At 71.1% G+C, this 17,287-nt stretch carries 1 protein-coding gene; it reads right to left on the reverse strand.

Annotated elements, in window-relative coordinates; all coding sequences use genetic code 11:
* Positions 1-51: 51 nt before the first annotated feature.
* Complete coding sequence (locus ACZ46W_RS32330) at positions 52-17,187, reverse strand: non-ribosomal peptide synthetase (protein WP_468345400.1); 17,136 nt, start codon at positions 17,185-17,187, stop codon at positions 52-54.
* Positions 17,188-17,287: the final 100 nt, after the last annotated feature.

Consider the following 17,287-nt stretch of genomic DNA (forward strand, 5'->3'; position numbering starts at 1 on the left):
CCAGGGCCCCACCGGGTGAGCCCGGTGGGGGCCGTTCCTGCTCCGGGGGTTTCAGTGATCGGCCAGGTACGCGGCCACGGCCTGCCAGGTCCGTGCCAGCGCGTCGGGATGGGCCATCTCCACGTGGGCGTACGGCAGCGGGGTCTCGTGGACCGTTCCGGAGACGTACGGCTTCCACTGCTCGACGACGGGGTCGTCCGGGCGCCTGCCCTCACTCGCCGACATGAAGGCCACGTCTCCCCTGAACAGCCGCGGGACGTGCGCGCCGAGGAGAACGGAGTTGTTCTCGGCGACTGTCGCCATCGCGGTGATGTCCTCCTCGGAAAGGGCGGCGAGCATCTCCCCACCGGCGCGTATGAGACGCACGAGATCGGCCTCCCGCAGTGCCGTCCGGTCGGCCGGCAGTCCGACCCCGAGGCCCTCCGCCAACGCCGCGAGCCGCTTCGTTCCGTCGGGTCCACCGGCTCCAGCGAGCCGGGCACGGGCCCGGGCGGCCGTCCGGCCGCTGCGCGGGTAGGAGTCCAGCAGGACGAGGGCGCCTACTTCGTCGCCCTCCTCCTGAAGCCGCACCGCCATCTCGTGCGCGACGACCCCGCCCAGCGACCACCCGAGAAGGTGGTACGGCCCGGTCCTGCGAACCGTGCGGATCTGCGCGATGTAGTCCGCCGCCATCTCGGCCACCGAGGCCGCAAGGGTGCCGATGCCGTCCAGGCCCCGGGCCTGGAGCCCGTACAGCGGTCGGTCGGCCGGCATGGAGGCCAGCAGCGGCGAGTAGCACCAACTGAGCCCGGCCGCCGGGTGGACGCAGAAGAGCGGAGCGGAGTCCCCACGGGCCCGGAGCGGCAGGAGCACGCCGAGGCCGTCCGGCCCGCCCCTTTCCGCCGACCGGTCCGGCCGCCGCCCCGGCCCGTCCGGCCGCTGCCGCGGGTCGTCCGGCCGCCGCCCCGGGTCGCCCGGCCGGTCCAGCATCTCCAGGACGGCGGCGACGGTCGGGTACGCGAAGACCTGCCGGACGGTGAACGCCGTTCCCAGCTCGGCCTGGACCCTGTTGGCGAGCCGGATGGCGAGGAGCGAGTGCCCGCCGAGGTCGAAGAAGGAGTCCTGGAGGCCGACGCGGTCCACACCGAGGACCTCGGCGAACACATCGCACAACCGCGCTTCCCGCTCCGTCACCGGCTCCCGGCCGGGGGCGGCCGTTGCGGTGCCGGAGCGGTCGGGGGCGGGGAGAGCCCGGCGGTCGAGCTTCCCGTTGACGGTCAGGGCCAGTCCGGCCAGCACCGTGAAGGCCGACGGCACCATGTGATCCGGCAGGAGCAGTCCCAGGTACGCGCGCAGTTCAGCGACGAACGCCACACCGTCGCCGGCTTCCGCCGATACGACGTACGCGGCCACGTACCGGTCGCCGGGGCGGTCCTCCCGTACGACGACGGCGCACTGGGCGACCGCGCCGTGCCCGGCGAGGACCGTCTCGATCTCCCCGAGCTCGATGCGGAACCCACGGATCTTCACCTGGTCATCGGCGCGCCCCAGGAACTCCAGCTCACCGTCGGTGTTCCAGCGGGCCAGGTCCCCCGTCCGGTACATACGCTCCCCCGGCGCCCCGAACGGGCAGGCGACGAAGCGCTCCGCCGTCAGACCCGGCCGGTTCAGATAGCCCCGCGCCAGCCCCACGCCGGAGACGTACAGCTCACCGGGCACACCGACCGGTACCGGCCGCAGTCCGCCGTCCAGCACATACGTCCGCACCTGCGCGATGGGCCTGCCGATCGGCACCGTGCCGCCGCGTATCCCGTCACCAGGGGCGAGCCGATGGTCCGTGCAGGCGACTGTCGTCTCGGTCGGCCCGTAGTGGTTGACCACGCCGATCCCCGGGTTCCGCAGCCGCCATCGCCCCAGCTCGGCGGCGTTGACCTGCTCGCCGCCGAGCATCAGCCGGCCGTCGGGAGCACAGGCGCCGGCGAGCGCGTCGAGGTAAGGCAGATGGCTGGGGGTCACCTTGAGGAGCGTGAAGGGCTCGCTGCCCACCTCAGCGGCCACCTGGTCGTCCAAGGCTGCGACGCAGACGGTGCCGCCCTGGGTGAGTGCCCCGTGGAGGACGGTGACGCTGCCGTCGAAGGCCACCGACGCGTGCAGCAGGGTCCTGCCGGCCAGCTCGGGGTACGCGTGACGGCAGTGCGCCACGTAATTGCCCAGGCTCCGGTGCCGGATGACGACGCCCTTGGGGCGGCCGGTGGAACCGGACGTGTAGATGACGTAGGCCGGGTGGTCGGGGCGCAGGGGCGCCGGGCGGTCGGCGTCCGTCACGTTCCCCGGGTCCCTCCGGGCCAGGGCCGCCACGGTCCGCGGGTCGTCGAGAAGCAGTCGCGGGATCCCGCGGTCCGGGACGGAAGCGGCCGCTGGGCGGGCCGTCAGCAGCACGGAGGGTGCGGCGTCCCGCAGCATGTGGGCGAGGCGCTCGGCCGGGTGGTCGGGGTCCAGCGGTACGTACGCCGCACCGGCCTTCAGCACCGCGAGGAGCGCCACCACCAGGTCCACGGACCGGGGCAGGGCGATGCCCACCCGGGCCTCCGGGCCGACGCCCCGCTCCACGAGCAGCCGCGCCAGCCGGTTGGCCCGGCGGTTCAGTTCCTCGTACGAGACCTGTTCGCTGCTGGACACCAGAGCCGTCGCTGCCGGGGACCGAGTCGCCTGCGCCTCGAACTGCTCCACCACCGACTCGGCAGGAACGGTCTGGGCAGCCACCTCCCGCGCCGTCGTACTACGGGACAGGCCCAGTAGCGTCTCCCGCTCATCGGTGTCGAGTACGTCTAGCTGCCGCAGCGGGGCTTCGGGGTGCGCCTCAAGGGCGCCGGTGACGCCTTCGAGGGCGGTGCGCAGGTAGCCGCAGACGCGGTGCGGATCGATGAGCCCGGCCGCCTTCACCACCAACTGGAAGCCGGAGCCGGTGTCGTCGACCGCCGCGGTGAGGGGGTAGTTGGTGCGCTCGCGGACGTGGAGCCATTCGGCGCCCGGGATACCGGTGGCGGTGCCCGGCTCGTCGGACGCGGGGGTGTGCCGGTAGTTGAGGAGGGTGGTGAACAGGGGCAGCGGGGGTTCGACGGCGCTGGCGCGCTGGGCGAGGCTCAGCGGCGCGTGCTCGTGTGCCAGTACGTCGGCGAGCTGGGCCTGCATCCCGCGTACCGCGTCGGCCACCGAGCCCCGCATGGCAGCGCGGACAGGGAGGGTGTTGATGAACAGACCCGGCACCCGGTCCGCCCCCGCACCCGCCTGGAGGCGGCCGAACACCACGGTGCCGAACACCACGTCGTCCCGCCCCGACAACGCCGCCACCACCCGCGCCCACGCGACATGGAACACCGTTGCCGCGCTCACCCCCAGGCCCCGGGCCACCTCACGCAACCGAGCCGCCGCTTCGCCCGCGAGGGGCAGGGACGCCTCGCTCACATCGCTGCCGTCGCCCTGGACGTCCAGCACCCCGTACGGCGCCGTGGGCTCGTCCACATCGCCCAGCAGCCCACGGAAGTACCGCTCGTGCTCCTCCCGAGACCTACGCAACCGGGCCTGGGCGACGAACTCCCTGAACGGCAAGGGCTCACCCAGCTCCCCGCCCCGGCCTGCCAGCAGAGCACCCACCTCACGCGCCACCACTTCCAGTGAGGTGTGGTCGCTGATGAGGTGGTGGACGCGGAGGAGCAGCCGCCAGCGGTCCGCGTCGGGGTCCCTGTCGGGGTCCCTGTCGGGGTCCCTTGCGACATGCACATCGAGCAGTGGCGCACGACGAAGATCCATCGGCCCGGCCTCAGCGATCTCCGCAGAGGTGACCTCCGTGACCCGCAGCGGCGCTTCCCTCAGCACGACCTGTACCGGCTCGGGCAGCCCTTCCCACACCACCGCAGTCCGGAACACATCGTGCCGCTCGACCACCCGGCCCAGCGCCGACACGAAACCATCCAGCAGCGCCCGCGAGTCGAACCCCAGGACGGCGCTCAATACGTAGGCGTCACCGCCCCCACCGGCGGCCATCACGTGGTGGAAGAAGATGCCCTCCTGGAGGGGTGCCAGGGGGTACACGTCCGCCACATTGCGCGCCCCGCCGGGGACGGAAGCGGCGACCTGTTCGAGCTGTGCGGCGTCCAGGTCGACGAGCGGCACCATGTCCGGCGTGATCACGTCCGTGCCGGTGGGCGGGATGCCGTTCGGCGGCACGACGACGTCCGCCCGGCCCACCACCGACGCCAGCCCCGTCACCGTCGGCGAGGTGAACAGGGTGCGTACGTCCACCATGACGCCCCGCGTCCGCAACCGCTCCACCAGCGACACCGCCAGCAGCGAATGCCCGCCCAGCGCGAAGAACGAGTCATCCACACCGACCCGCTCCACGCCCAGGACCTCGGCGAAGGCCTGACACAGCACCCTCTCCCGCTCCGTCACCGGCTCACGGCCAACGGCGACGGGGCTGTGATCAGGGGCGGGAAGCGCCTTGCGGTCGAGCTTGCCGTTGACGGTCAGGGGCAGCTCGTCCAGGACGACGAAGGCGGAGGGCACCATGTAGTCGGGCAGGAAGGCCTCCATGGAGGCACGGATGTCAGCGACGGACACCTCGGCCGTGTCGCCACCCGGCACCACGTACGCGACGAGCCGCCGGTCGCCAGGACGGTCCTCGCGCACGACAACGGCGGCCTGAGCGAGCGCGCCGTGCCCGGCGAGGACCGTTTCGATCTCGCCGAGCTCGATGCGGAACCCACGGATCTTCACCTGGTCGTCCACGCGCCCCAGGAACTCCAGCTCGCCGTCGGTGTTCCAGCGGGCCAGGTCCCCCGTCCGGTACATGCGCTCGCCGGGTGCCCCGAACGGGCAGGCGACGAAGCGTTCCGCCGTCAGGCCCGGCCGGTTCAGATACCCACGCGCCAGGCCGACACCGGCGATGTACAGCTCACCGACCGCCCCCGCCGGAACCGGACGTAAGGCACTGTCGAGGACGAACATGCGCGTGTTGGCGATCGGCCGGCCGATCGGGACGGAGACCGCCTCCGAGCCGGAAACCTCCACGGCCGCGCACTCCCAGTACGTCACGTCCACCGACGCCTCCGTCGGCCCGTACAGATTGTGCAGCGGAACGCCCGCCACCACGGCCTGGAACCGGTTCGCCAGCCCCGCCGACAACGCCTCACCCGAACAGATCACCCGACGAAGGCCCGTGCACGAGGCCGCCGCCGGATCACCCAGGAAGGCCTGAAGCATCGACGGCACGAAATGAACCGTCGTCACGCCCCGGACCCGGATCAGCTCCGCCAGATAGCCCGGGTCCTTGTGCCCGCCCGGAGCCGCCACCACCAGCCCCGCACCCGCGATCAGCGGCCAGAAGAACTCCCACACCGACACATCGAAACCCGACGGCGTCTTCTGCAACACCCGATCATCAGCACCCAGACCGTACTCCGCCTGCATCCACACCAGCCGGTTCACGATCCCCCGATGCGGCACCACCACACCCTTCGGACGACCCGTCGAACCCGACGTGTAGATCACATACGCCGGATGCTCGGGGCGCAGCGGCGCCAGACGGTCCACGTCCGTCAGATCCTCCTGCGAGCAGGCAGCGAGTGCCGCGATGTTCCGGGGGTCGTCCAGGAGCAGATGCGGGATCGCGGTTTCGGGCAGGTCCTGGGCCACCGATGCCGATGTCACCACCGTCGTGGGCGCCGCGTCCCGCAGCATGTACGCGAGGCGGTCGGCCGGGTAGTCCGGGTCCAGCGGTACGTACGCCCCTCCGGCCTTCACCACCGCCAGCAGCGCCACCACCAGCTCCACGGACCGGGGCAGCGCGATACCCACCCGGGCCTCCGGGCCGACGCCCCGCTCCACGAGCAGCCGCGCCAGCCGGTTGGCCCGGCAGTTCAGCTCCCCGTATGAGACCTCTTCGTTGTCGAACACCACCGCGACCGCATCGGCGGACTGCTCCACCCGCGCCTCGAACAGCCCGGCCAACGACCGGCCGGGAACCGGTCCTTCCGTCGCGTTCCACTCGACCAGCAGACGCTCCAACTCCGCCGGCGGCACCACATCGAGCTGCTGGAGCGCGACCTCGGGACGGGCCTCCAGCTCCTCGGTGATGCTCCGCACCGCCGTGTGGAGGCAGCCGCACACCACTCGTGGGTCGATGGAGCCCGTCGCCTGGACGGTCAGGTGGAACTCCGTGCCCATGTCGTCCACCGAAGCCATGAGCGGGTAATTGGTCCGCTCCTGGTCGTGGAGCCGCTCCACTCCGTCGATGCCGGTGTCGGTCGACCGTTTGTCGGTTCCCTGACTGCGCCGGTAGTTGAGGAGGGTGGTGAACAGGGGCAGCGGGGGTTCGACGGCGCTGGCGCGCTGGGCCAGGGTCAGCGGCGCGTGCTCGTGTGCCAGTACGTCGGCGAGCTGGGCCTGCATCCCGCGTACCGCGTCGGCGACGGACACCCCGCCCACGGTCACCCGCACCGGGAGCGTGTTGATGAACAGCCCGGGTACCCGGTCCGCCCCGGCCCCGGCCTGGAGGCGGCCGAACACCACGGTGCCGAACACCACGTCGTCCCGCCCCGACAGCGCCGCCACCACCCGCGCCCACGCGACGTGGAACACCGTGGCCGCGCTCACGCCCAAGCCCCGGGCCACCTCACGCAACCGCTCTGCCAGCGGGCGTTCGACCTCAAGAGACACCTCGCTGAGGCCAGTGCCGTCGCCCTGGACGTCCAGCACCCCGTACGGCGCCGTGGGCTCGTCCACATCGCCCAGCAGCCCACGGAAGTACCGCTCGTGCTCCTCCCGAGATATACGCAACCGGGCCTGAGCGACGAACTCCCTGAACGGCAAGGGCTCACCCAGCTCCCCGCCACGGCCTGCCAGCAGAGCACCCACCTCACGCGCCACCACCTCCGACGACGTGTGATCACCCATCAGGTGATGCATCCGCAGAAGCAGCAGCCACCGGCCACCACCGGTTTCCCGGCCCACATGAACGTCCAGAAGCGGCGCACAACCCAAGTCCATCGGCACATCGCCCAGACCCAAAAGCTCCTCGACCGCCACCTCACCCGAGCCCGCCAGCCTCACCTCGGTAACCCGCAAGGGCGCCTCCCGCAGCACAACCTGCACCGGCTCGGGCAGCCCCTCCCACACCACCGCAGTCCGGAACACATCGTGCCGCTCGACAACCCGCCCCAGCGCCGACACGAAACCATCCAGCAGCGCCCGCGAATCGAACCCCAGAACCATCGGCAGCACATACACATCACCGCCACCACCACCAGCAGCCATCACATGATGGAAGAAGATGCCTTCCTGAAGCGGCGCCAGCGGATACACATCCGCCACATTGCGCGCCCCGCCGGGGACGGAAGCGGCGACCCGCTCAAGCTGCGCGGCGTCCAGGTCGACCAGCGGCACCATCTCCGGCGCGAGCACATCCACACCGCCCACCGGAATACCGTTCGCCGGCACCACCACATCCGCCCGGCCCACCACCGACGCCAACCCCGCCACCGTCGGCGACGTGAACAACGTCCGCACGTCCACCGCCACGCCCCGCGCCCGCAACCGCTCCACCAACGACACCGCCAGCAGCGAATGCCCACCCAACGCGAAGAACGAGTCGTCGATGCCCACCTGCTCCACGCCCAGGACCTCGGCGAAGGCCTGGCACAGCACCTCCTCCCGCACATCACGCGGCCCCCGGGATGACACGTCACCCGTGAGATCCGGCGCGGGCAACGCGTCGCGGTCAAGCTTTCCGTTGGCCGTCGACGGCAGCTCGTCCAGGACGACGAACGCGGACGGCACCATGTAGTCGGGCAGTACCTTCGCCACGCGCCCACGCAGTTCACTCGTCAGGCCCGCCGGGGCATCCTCCCCCGGCACCACGTACGCGACGAGCCGCCGATCGCCAGGACGGTCCTCCCGCACGACGACGGCGGCCTGAGCGACCACGTCGTGCCCGGCGAGGACCGTCTCGATCTCCCCGAGCTCGATGCGGAACCCACGGATCTTCACCTGGTCGTCCACGCGCCCCAGGAACTCCAGCTCACCGTCGCTGTTCCAGCGGGCCAGGTCCCCCGTCCGATACATACGCTCCCCCGGCGCCCCGAACGGGCACGCCACGAAACGCTCCGCCGACAGACCAGGCCGGTCCAGATACCCACGCGCCAGACCCGCACCGGCGACGTACAACTCACCGACCGCCCCCGCCGGCACCGGACGCAGGCCACCGTCGAGTACCAGGACTTCGGTGTTCGCGATCGGGCGACCGATGGGTGGGGTCATCGCCCCGGACAAGGGGGCGCTCATGGTGGCGCAGACCGTGGTCTCGGTGGGACCGTACTGATTGATCATTCGGCGCCCGGCCGAGCGCTGCTCCACGATCGCCGGTGCACACGTCTCGCCGCCCACCACCAGCGTCATTCCGTCCGGCAGGGCGTCGTCGGGAAGTGCGGCGAGCACGACCGGCGGTATTCCCGCGTGAGTGATCTCGTGCCTCTTGAGTACGTTCACCATGCCTTCGCCCGGGAGCAGTTCAGCCGCGGGTGCCATGACGAGACGTGCTCCGGAGAGGAGCGACATCCACACTTCCATCTGGGCCACGTCGAAGCTCGGTGAGGCGAACTGGAGCACGCGGCCTGCCCGGGTGATCTCGTTGACCTCGATCGCGGCGTGCGCCATGTTCACGAGGCTCCGGTGCTGGATGACGACGCCCTTGGGGCGGCCGGTGGAACCGGAGGTGTAGATGACGTACACCGGGTGCTCGCGGCGCAGCGGCGCGAGGCGCTCGGCGTCCGTCAGGTCCTCCGGTGCGCGTTCCGACAGTGCCCCGATGGTCTGCGGGTCGTCGAGTACCAGCAGCTCCACGCCGCACTCCGGCATGCCGGCGGCCGCCGGGCCCACCGTCAGGACCACGGACGGTGTGGAATCCCGCAGCATGTACGCGAGGCGGTCGGCCGGGTAGTCCGGGTCCAGCGGTACGTACGCCCCTCCGGCCTTCACCACCGCCAGCAGCGCCACCACCAGCTCTACGGACCGGGGCAGCGCGATACCCACCCGGGCCTCCGGGCCGACGCCCCGCTCCACGAGCAGCCGCGCCAGCCGGTTGGCCCGGCGGTTCAGCTCCCCGTACGAAACCTCTTCGTTGTCGAACACCACCGCGACCGCATCGGCGGACTGCTCCACCTGCGCCTCGAACAGCCCGGCCAACGACCCCTCGGGAATCGGCCTCTCCGTCGCGTTCCACTCGACCAGCAGACGCTCCAGCTCCGCCGGCGGCACCACATCGAGCTGCTGGAGCGCGGCCTCGGGACGGGCCTCCAGCTCTTCGGTGATGTTCCGCACCGCCGTGTGGAGGTAGCCGCACATCGTCCGCGGGTCCATGGGAGAGACGGACTGGACCCGGAGCTGGAAGTCGGTGCCGGTGTCGTCGATCGCCGCGGTGAGGGGGTAGTTGGTCCGCTCACGGACCCGGAGCCATTCGACGCCGTCGATGGCCAGGTCAACGGGCTCGGCGTCGCCCGAAGCGCCGTTGTGCCGGTAGTTGAGGAGGGTGGTGAACAGGGGTACCTGCGGATCGACGGCGCTGGCGCGCTGGGCGAGGCTCAGCGGCGCGTGCTCGTGTGCCAGTACGTCGGCGAGCTGGGCCTGCATCCCGCGTACCGCGTCGGCCACCGAGCCCCGCATGGCGGCGCGGACAGGGAGGGTGTTGATGAACAGACCCGGTACCCGGTCCGCCCCCGCACCCGCCTGGAGGCGGCCGAACACCACGGTGCCGAACACCACGTCGTCCCGCCTCGACAACGCCGCCACCACCCGCGCCCACGCGACATGGAACACCGTTGCCGCGCTCACGCCCAAGCCCCGGGCCACCTCACGCAACCGAGCCGCCGCTTCGCCCGCGAGGGGCAGGGACGCCTCGCTCACATCGCTGCCGTCGCCCTGGACGTCCAGCACCCCGTACGGCGCCGTGGGCTCGTCCACATCGCCCAGCAGCCCACGGAAGTACCGCTCATGCTCCTCCCGAGACATACGCAACCGCGCCTGGGCGACGAACTCCCTGAACGGCAAGGGCTCACCCAGCTCCCCGCCACGGCCTGCCAGCAGAGCACCCACCTCACGCGCCACCACCTCCGACGACGTGTGATCACCCATCAGGTGATGCATCCGCAGAAGCAGCAGCCACCGGCCACCACCGGTTTCCCGGCCCACATGAACGTCCAGAAGCGGCGCACAACCCAAGTCCATCGGCACATCGCCCAGACCCAAAAGCTCCTCGACCGCCACCTCACCCGAGCCCGCCAGCCTCACCTCGGTAACCCGCAAGGGCGCCTCCCGCAGCACAACCTGCACCGGCTCCGGCAGCCCCTCCCACACCACCGCAGTCCGGAACACATCGTGCCGCTCGACAACCCGCCCCAGCGCCGACACGAAACCATCCAGCAGCGCCCGCGAATCGAACCCCAGAACCATCGGCAGCACATACACATCACCGCCACCACCACCAGCAGCCATCACATGATGGAAGAAGATGCCCTCCTGGAGCGGCGCCAGCGGATACACATCCGCCACATTGCGCGCCCCACCCGGAACCGACGCCGCCACGTGCTCAAGCTGCGCCGCGTCCAGGTCGACCAGCGGCACCATCTCCGGCGCGAGCACATCCACACCGCCCACCGGAATACCGTTCGCCGGCACCACCACATCCGCCCGGCCCACCACCGACGCCAACCCCGCCACCGTCGGCGACGTGAACAACGTCCGCACGTCCACCGCCACGCCCCGCGCCCGCAACCGCTCCACCAACGACACCGCCAGCAGCGAATGCCCACCCAACGCGAAGAACGAGTCATCCACACCGACCCGCTCCACACCCAGGACCTCGGCAAAGGCCTGACACAGCACCCTCTCCCGCTCCGTCACCGGCTCACGGCCAACGGCGACGGGGCTGTGATCAGGGGCGGGAAGCGCCTTGCGGTCGAGCTTTCCGTTGACGGTCAGGGGCAGCTCGTCCAGGACCACGAACGCGGACGGCACCATGTAGTCCGGCAGGTACCGGGCCAGGAAGGCGTGCAGTTCAGCGCCGAGGGCCTGGCCTTTGTCGGCTCGGTCGTGGGTTTCCGTCGGCACGACGTAGGCGGCCAAGCGCCGGTCGCCGGGACGGTCCTCGCGCACGACAACGGCGGCCCGCACGACACTCGGGTACCTGGTCAGCAGCGTCTCGATCTCGCCGAGCTCGATGCGGAACCCACGGATCTTGACCTGGTCGTCGGCGCGCCCCAGGAACTCCAGCTCACCGTCGGTGTTCCAGCGGGCCAGGTCCCCCGTCCGGTACATGCGCTCCCCCGGCGCCCCGAACGGGCAGGCGACGAAACGCTCCGCCGACAGGCCAGGCCGGTCCAGATACCCACGCGCCAGGCCGACACCGGCGATGTACAGCTCACCGACCGCCCCCGCCGGAACCGGACGTAAGGCACTGTCGAGGACGAACATGCGCGTGTTGGCGATCGGCCGGCCGATCGGGACGGAGACCGCCTCCGAGCCGGAAACCTCCACGGCCGCGCACTCCCAATACGTCACGTCCACCGACGCCTCCGTCGGCCCGTACAGATTGTGCAGCGGCACACCCGCCACCACGGCCCGGAACCGTTGCGCCAGCCCCGCCGACAACGCCTCACCCGAACAGATCACCCGACGAAGGCCCGTGCACGAGGCCGCCGCCGGATCACCCAGGAAGGCCTGAAGCATCGACGGCACGAAATGAACCGTCGTCACGCCCCGGACCCGGATCAGCTCAGCGAGGTACCCCGGGTCCTTGTGCCCGCCCGGAGCCGCCACCACCAGCCCCGCACCCGCGATCAGCGGCCAGAAGAACTCCCACACCGACACATCGAAACCCGACGGCGTCTTCTGCAACACCCGATCATCAGCACCCAGACCATATTCCGCCTGCATCCACACCAGCCGGTTCACGATCCCCCGATGCGGCACCACCACACCCTTCGGACGACCCGTCGAACCCGACGTGTAGATCACATACGCCGGATGCTCGGGACACAGCGGCGCCAGACGGTCCACGTCGGTCAGATCCTCCGGCGAGTGCCGGGTCAGAGCCGCCGCGGTCTGCGGGTCGTCGAGGAGCAGCAGCTCCACTCCGCACTCCGGTATGTCGCCGGCCGCCGGGCCCGCCGTCAGGACCACGGACGGTGTGGAATCCCGCAGCATGTACGCGAGGCGGTCGGCCGGGTAGTCCGGGTCCAACGGCACGTACGCCCCTCCGGCCTTCACCACCGCGAGGAGCGCCACCACCAGCTCCACCGACCGGGGCAGCGCGACACCCACCCGGCCCTCCGGACCCACACCCCGCTCCACGAGCAACCGCGCCAGCCGGTTCGCCCGGCGGTTCAGCTCCCCGTACGAAACCTCCTCCTCACCGAACACCACCGCGACCGCACCGGCGGACCGCTCCACCCGCGCCTCGAACAGCCCGGCCAACGACCCGCCGGGAACCGGTCCTTCCGTCGCGTTCCACCCGACCAGCAGACGCTCCAGCTCCGTCGGCGGCACCACATCGAGCTGGTCCAACGCGGCCCCGGGACGGGCCTCCAGAGCGGTGGTGACGTTTTCGAGGGCGGTGCGCAGGTAGCCGCACATCAGGCGCGGGTCCACGGATTCCGTCGCCTGGACGGTCAGGTGGAACTCGGTGCCCATGTCGTCCACCGAAGCCGTGAGGGGGTAGTTGGTCCGCTCACGGATGTGGAGCCAGTCGACGCCGTCGATGGGCGGTGCCGCGGGCTCGCCGGCCGAAGCACTGCTGTGCCGGTAGTTGAGGAGGGTGGTGAACAGGGGCAGCGGGGGTTCGACGGCGCTGGCGCGCTGGGCCAGGGTCAGCGGCGCGTGCTCGTGTGCCAGTACGTCGGCCAACTGGCCGTGCATGGCACGTGCCGCGTCCGCCACCGACGCCCCGCCCACGGTCGCGCGGACGGGGAGCGTGTTGATGAACAGACCCGGTACCCGGTCGGCCCCGGCCCCGGCCTGGAGGCGGCCGAACACCACGGTGCCGAACACCACGTCGTCCCGCCCCGACAGCGCCGCCACCACCCGCGCCCACGCGACGTGGAACACCGTGGCCGGGCTGACCCCGTGGCTGTGTGCCGCCTTCCGCACCCGTGCGTCCAGCTCGCGTTCCACCGCGAGGGTGGCTTCGGCCACTTGGCTGCCGTCGCCGTGGACGTCCAGCACCCCGTACGGCGCCGTCGGCTCGGTCACGTCCTCCAGCAGTCCACGGAAGTACGACTCGTGCTCGTCCCGGGACATCCTCAGTCGCGTCTGCGCCACGAAGTCCCGGAAGGGCAGCGGCGCCGGAAGCTCCTGCCCGCGGCCGGCTTGGAAGGCGTCCACCTCACGCGCCATGACGCCCAGTGAGGTGTGGTCACCGATGAGGTGGTGTAAGCGGTAGAGCAGCAGCCACCGGCCGCCGCCCGTGTCCTGTCCGATGTGCAGATCGAGCAGCGGGGCCCGGCCGAGGTCCATCGGCCGGTTTCCCAGGGCCTGTAACTCCTCGATCGCCGCCTCACCGGAACCCGTCAGGGTCACCTCGGTGACCCGCAAGGGCGCTTCCCGCAGTACGACCTGTACCGGCTCGGGCAGCCCTTCCCACACCACCGCAGTCCGGAACACATCGTGCCGCTCGACCACCCGGCCCAGCGCCGACACGAAACCATCCAGCAGCGCCCGCGAGTCGAACCCCAGGACGGCGCTCAGCACGTAGGCGTCACCGCCACCACCGGCGGCCATCACGTGGTGGAAGAAGATGCCCTCCTGGAGGGGTGCCAGGGGGTACACGTCCGCCACGTTGCGCGCCCCACCCGGAACCGACGCCGCCACGTGCTCAAGCTGCGCGGCGTCCAGGTCGACCAGCGGCACCATCTCCGGCGTGAGCACATCCATACCGCCCACCGGAATACCGTTCGGCGGCACGACGACGTCCGCCCGGCCCACCACCGACGCCAACCCCGCCACCGTCGGCGACGTGAACAACGTCCGCACGTCCACCGCCACGCCCCGCGCCCGCAACCGCTCCACCAACGACACCGCCAGCAGCGAATGCCCACCCAACGCGAAGAACGAGTCATCCACACCGACCCGCTCCACACCCAGGACCTCGGCGAAGGCCTGACACAGCACCCTCTCCCGCTCCGTCACCGGCTCACGGCCAACGCTGATGGGGCTGTGATCAGGGGCGGGAAGCGCCTTGCGGTCAAGCTTGCCGTTGACAGTCAGGGGCAGCCCGTCCAGGACCACGAACGCGGACGGCACCATGTAGTCCGGCAGTACCCTCGCCACGCGCCCACGCAGTTCACTCGTCAGGGCGGGCGCAGGGGCGTCCTCCCCCGGCACCACGTACGCGACGAGCCGCCGGTCGCCAGGACGGTCCTCCCGCACGACGACGGCGGCCTGAGCGACCACGTCGTGCCCGGCGAGGACCGTTTCAATCTCCCCGAGCTCGATACGGAACCCACGGATCTTCACCTGGTCGTCCACGCGCCCCAGGAACTCCAGCTCACCGTCGGTGTTCCAGCGGGCCAGGTCCCCCGTCCGGTACATACGCTCCCCCGGCGCCGCGAACGGGCACGCCACGAAACGCTCCGCCGACAGACCAGGCCGGTTCAGATACCCACGCGCCAGACCCGCACCGGCGACGTACAACTCACCGACAGCCCCCGCCGGCACCGGACGCAGGGCGCTGTCGAGGACGAGTACGCCCAGGTCGGGGATGCCCTGTCCGATGGGGCTGGTCCCGGCCCGGGAGTCGGCGGCGGAGAGGGGGCGGTAGGTGACGTGCACGGTCGTCTCGGTGATGCCGTACATGTTGACGAGGGTCGGGGCGTTGTCGGGGTGGCGGGCGTACCAGGCGGCGAGCCGCGTGGGGTCGAGTGCTTCGCCGCCGAAGACGACGGTGCGCAGGGCGAGGTCCTGGGCGAGCCGCGGGTTTTCCTCGTCCGCCCGCATGAGCTGGTAGAAGGCGGAGGGGGTCTGGTTGAGGACGGTCACCCCTTCGCGTACGAGGAGCGAGAGGAACTCGGTGGGGGTGCGGCTGACGTCGAAGGGCACGCCGACGAGCCGGCCGCCGTGGAGCAGGGCTCCCCACAGTTCCCAGACCGAGAAGTCGAAGGCGAAGGAGTGGAACCAGCTCCACACGTCCTGGGGTCCGAAGCCGAACCAGTCCTCGGTCTCCGTGAACAGGCGCACCACATTGCTGTGCGGGACGAGCGTTCCCTTGGGGCGTCCGGTGGAGCCGGAGGTGTAGATGACGTACGCCGGGTGCTCGGGGCTCAGCGGCGCGAGGCGGTCGGCGTCGGTCAGGTCCTCCGGCGAGTGCCGGACCAGAGCCGCCGCGGTCCGCGGGTCGTCCAGGAGCAGGTGCGGGGTTCCGTCCCCGGGCAGGTCCCGGGCCACCGATGTCGAGGTCACGACCGCTACCGGGGCCGCGTCCCGCAGCATGTAGGCGAGGCGGTCGGCCGGGTAGTCGGGGTCGAGGGGTACGTACGCCCCTCCGGCCTTGACCACCGCCAGCAGCGCCACCACCAGGTCCACCGACCGGGGCAGCGCGATACCCACCCGGCCCTCCGGACCCACACCCCGCTCCACGAGCAGCCGCGCCAGCCGGTTCGCCCGGCGGTTCAGCTCCCCGTACGAGATCTCCTCGTCGCCGAACACCACCGCGACCGCACCGGCGGACCGCTCCACCCGCGCCTCGAAGAGTGCGGCCAGGGACTGCCGGGGCCGGGGAGGCCGGCCGATCGCTTCCGGGTGGAGGCCGTGGGTGAGTGCCTCGCGCTCTGCGGGGAGCAGCAGCTCCGCCCCGCCGACCCGGTCCTGGGGCGTGGCGGCGGCGATCCAGTGCAGGAGGGTGCGGAAGCGGCGGGCGTGGGTTCGGTTGGCCGCTTCCGTGTAGGAGGCGGGGTTGGCGTCGAAGGCGAGTTCCACGCTGCCGTCGTGGGAGCGGTCGTAGACGTTGATGTTGAGGTCGTCGACCGGTCCGGCCGACAGGCTGTGGGGGGTGACGGGGCAGTTGCCGAACTTCACGTCGTAGTCGAACGACAGGATGTTCACCACGGGCCCGAAGAGTGCTCCGGTGTCGGTGGTTCGCAGGTCCCGGGCGATGTCTTCGTAGCGGTAGCGCTGGTGGCGCATGGCGCCGCGTACGGTTTCGGACACCTGGCGGAGCAGGTCGTGCAGTGTCGTCGCGGGGCGTAAGGAGAGCCGGATGGGAAGGATGTTGGACGTCATCCCGGGTACGGCCTTCGCGGCGGCTCCGGTCCTGCCGGGGGCGGGCATGCCGAGGACGATGTCCTCGGCACCGGTCATGCGGTGCAGGTACACGGCGGTGGCCGCGATGACCAGGCCGGACAGGGAGGTGCGGAGTCCGCGTGCCGTGCTCTTCAGGGCGGTGACCTCGGCCGCGTCGATCCTTTCGACGTGCCGGATGTGAGTGCGGAGGTTGCGCTCGGGGCGGCGCTCGCTGAGGGTGGCGGCGTCGGGGCGGTCGGCGAGGGCCGCTCGCCAGTACGCGGCGTCGGCCGCGAGATCGGCGCTGCCGCGGTAGGCGGCGTCGGCGTTCACCAGCACCTCGACCGGGGGGAGGGCGCCTTGGTCGCAGGAACGCCCTTCGAGAAGGGCGTTGTAGACCTGGGCCACTCGGTTCACGATGATCGAGCCGCTCAGGCCGTCGGCCGCGATGTGGTGGATGCGGTGGAACCACAGGTGCCGGTCGGGTGCCTCCCGGAAGACCGCCTCGGTGAACAGCGGCCGCCCGAGCCCGCCGGGCCGGCCCAGCTCTTCCCACATCCACCGCTCGGCGGCGGCCCGGGCGTCCGCCTCGTGGCTGACGTCCACGACGTGCACCGGCCAGTCCTGTGTGACGTCGACGCGCTGCGTCACCGTCCCGTCGGCGTCCTGGTCGAAGCCGACGTGCAGGGACTCCACCTCGCTGAGCGCGCGGCGGAGCGCCCGGGTGAAGAGGTCCACGTCGAAGTGGCCCGTGATCTCCAGGTATTCGGCGGTCTGATAGCCCGGGCTTTCCGGTTCCAGTAGCTGGCCGTACCAGATGGAGAGCTGTCCGGCGGTGAGACCGTGCCGCTGCCCCGGCTGCTGGACACCGTCGTTCTGGCCCATGCCCTTGCCACCCCGATCTGTCGGCTGCAATTCCTGCGCGACCGTCTCGCACCCCCGGCCGCCGGGCGCGCCCCGGTCGACCGTGGCCGGAGCGGAAACA

The sequence above is a fragment of the Streptomyces sp. NPDC031064 genome (genome assembly GCF_055570965.1).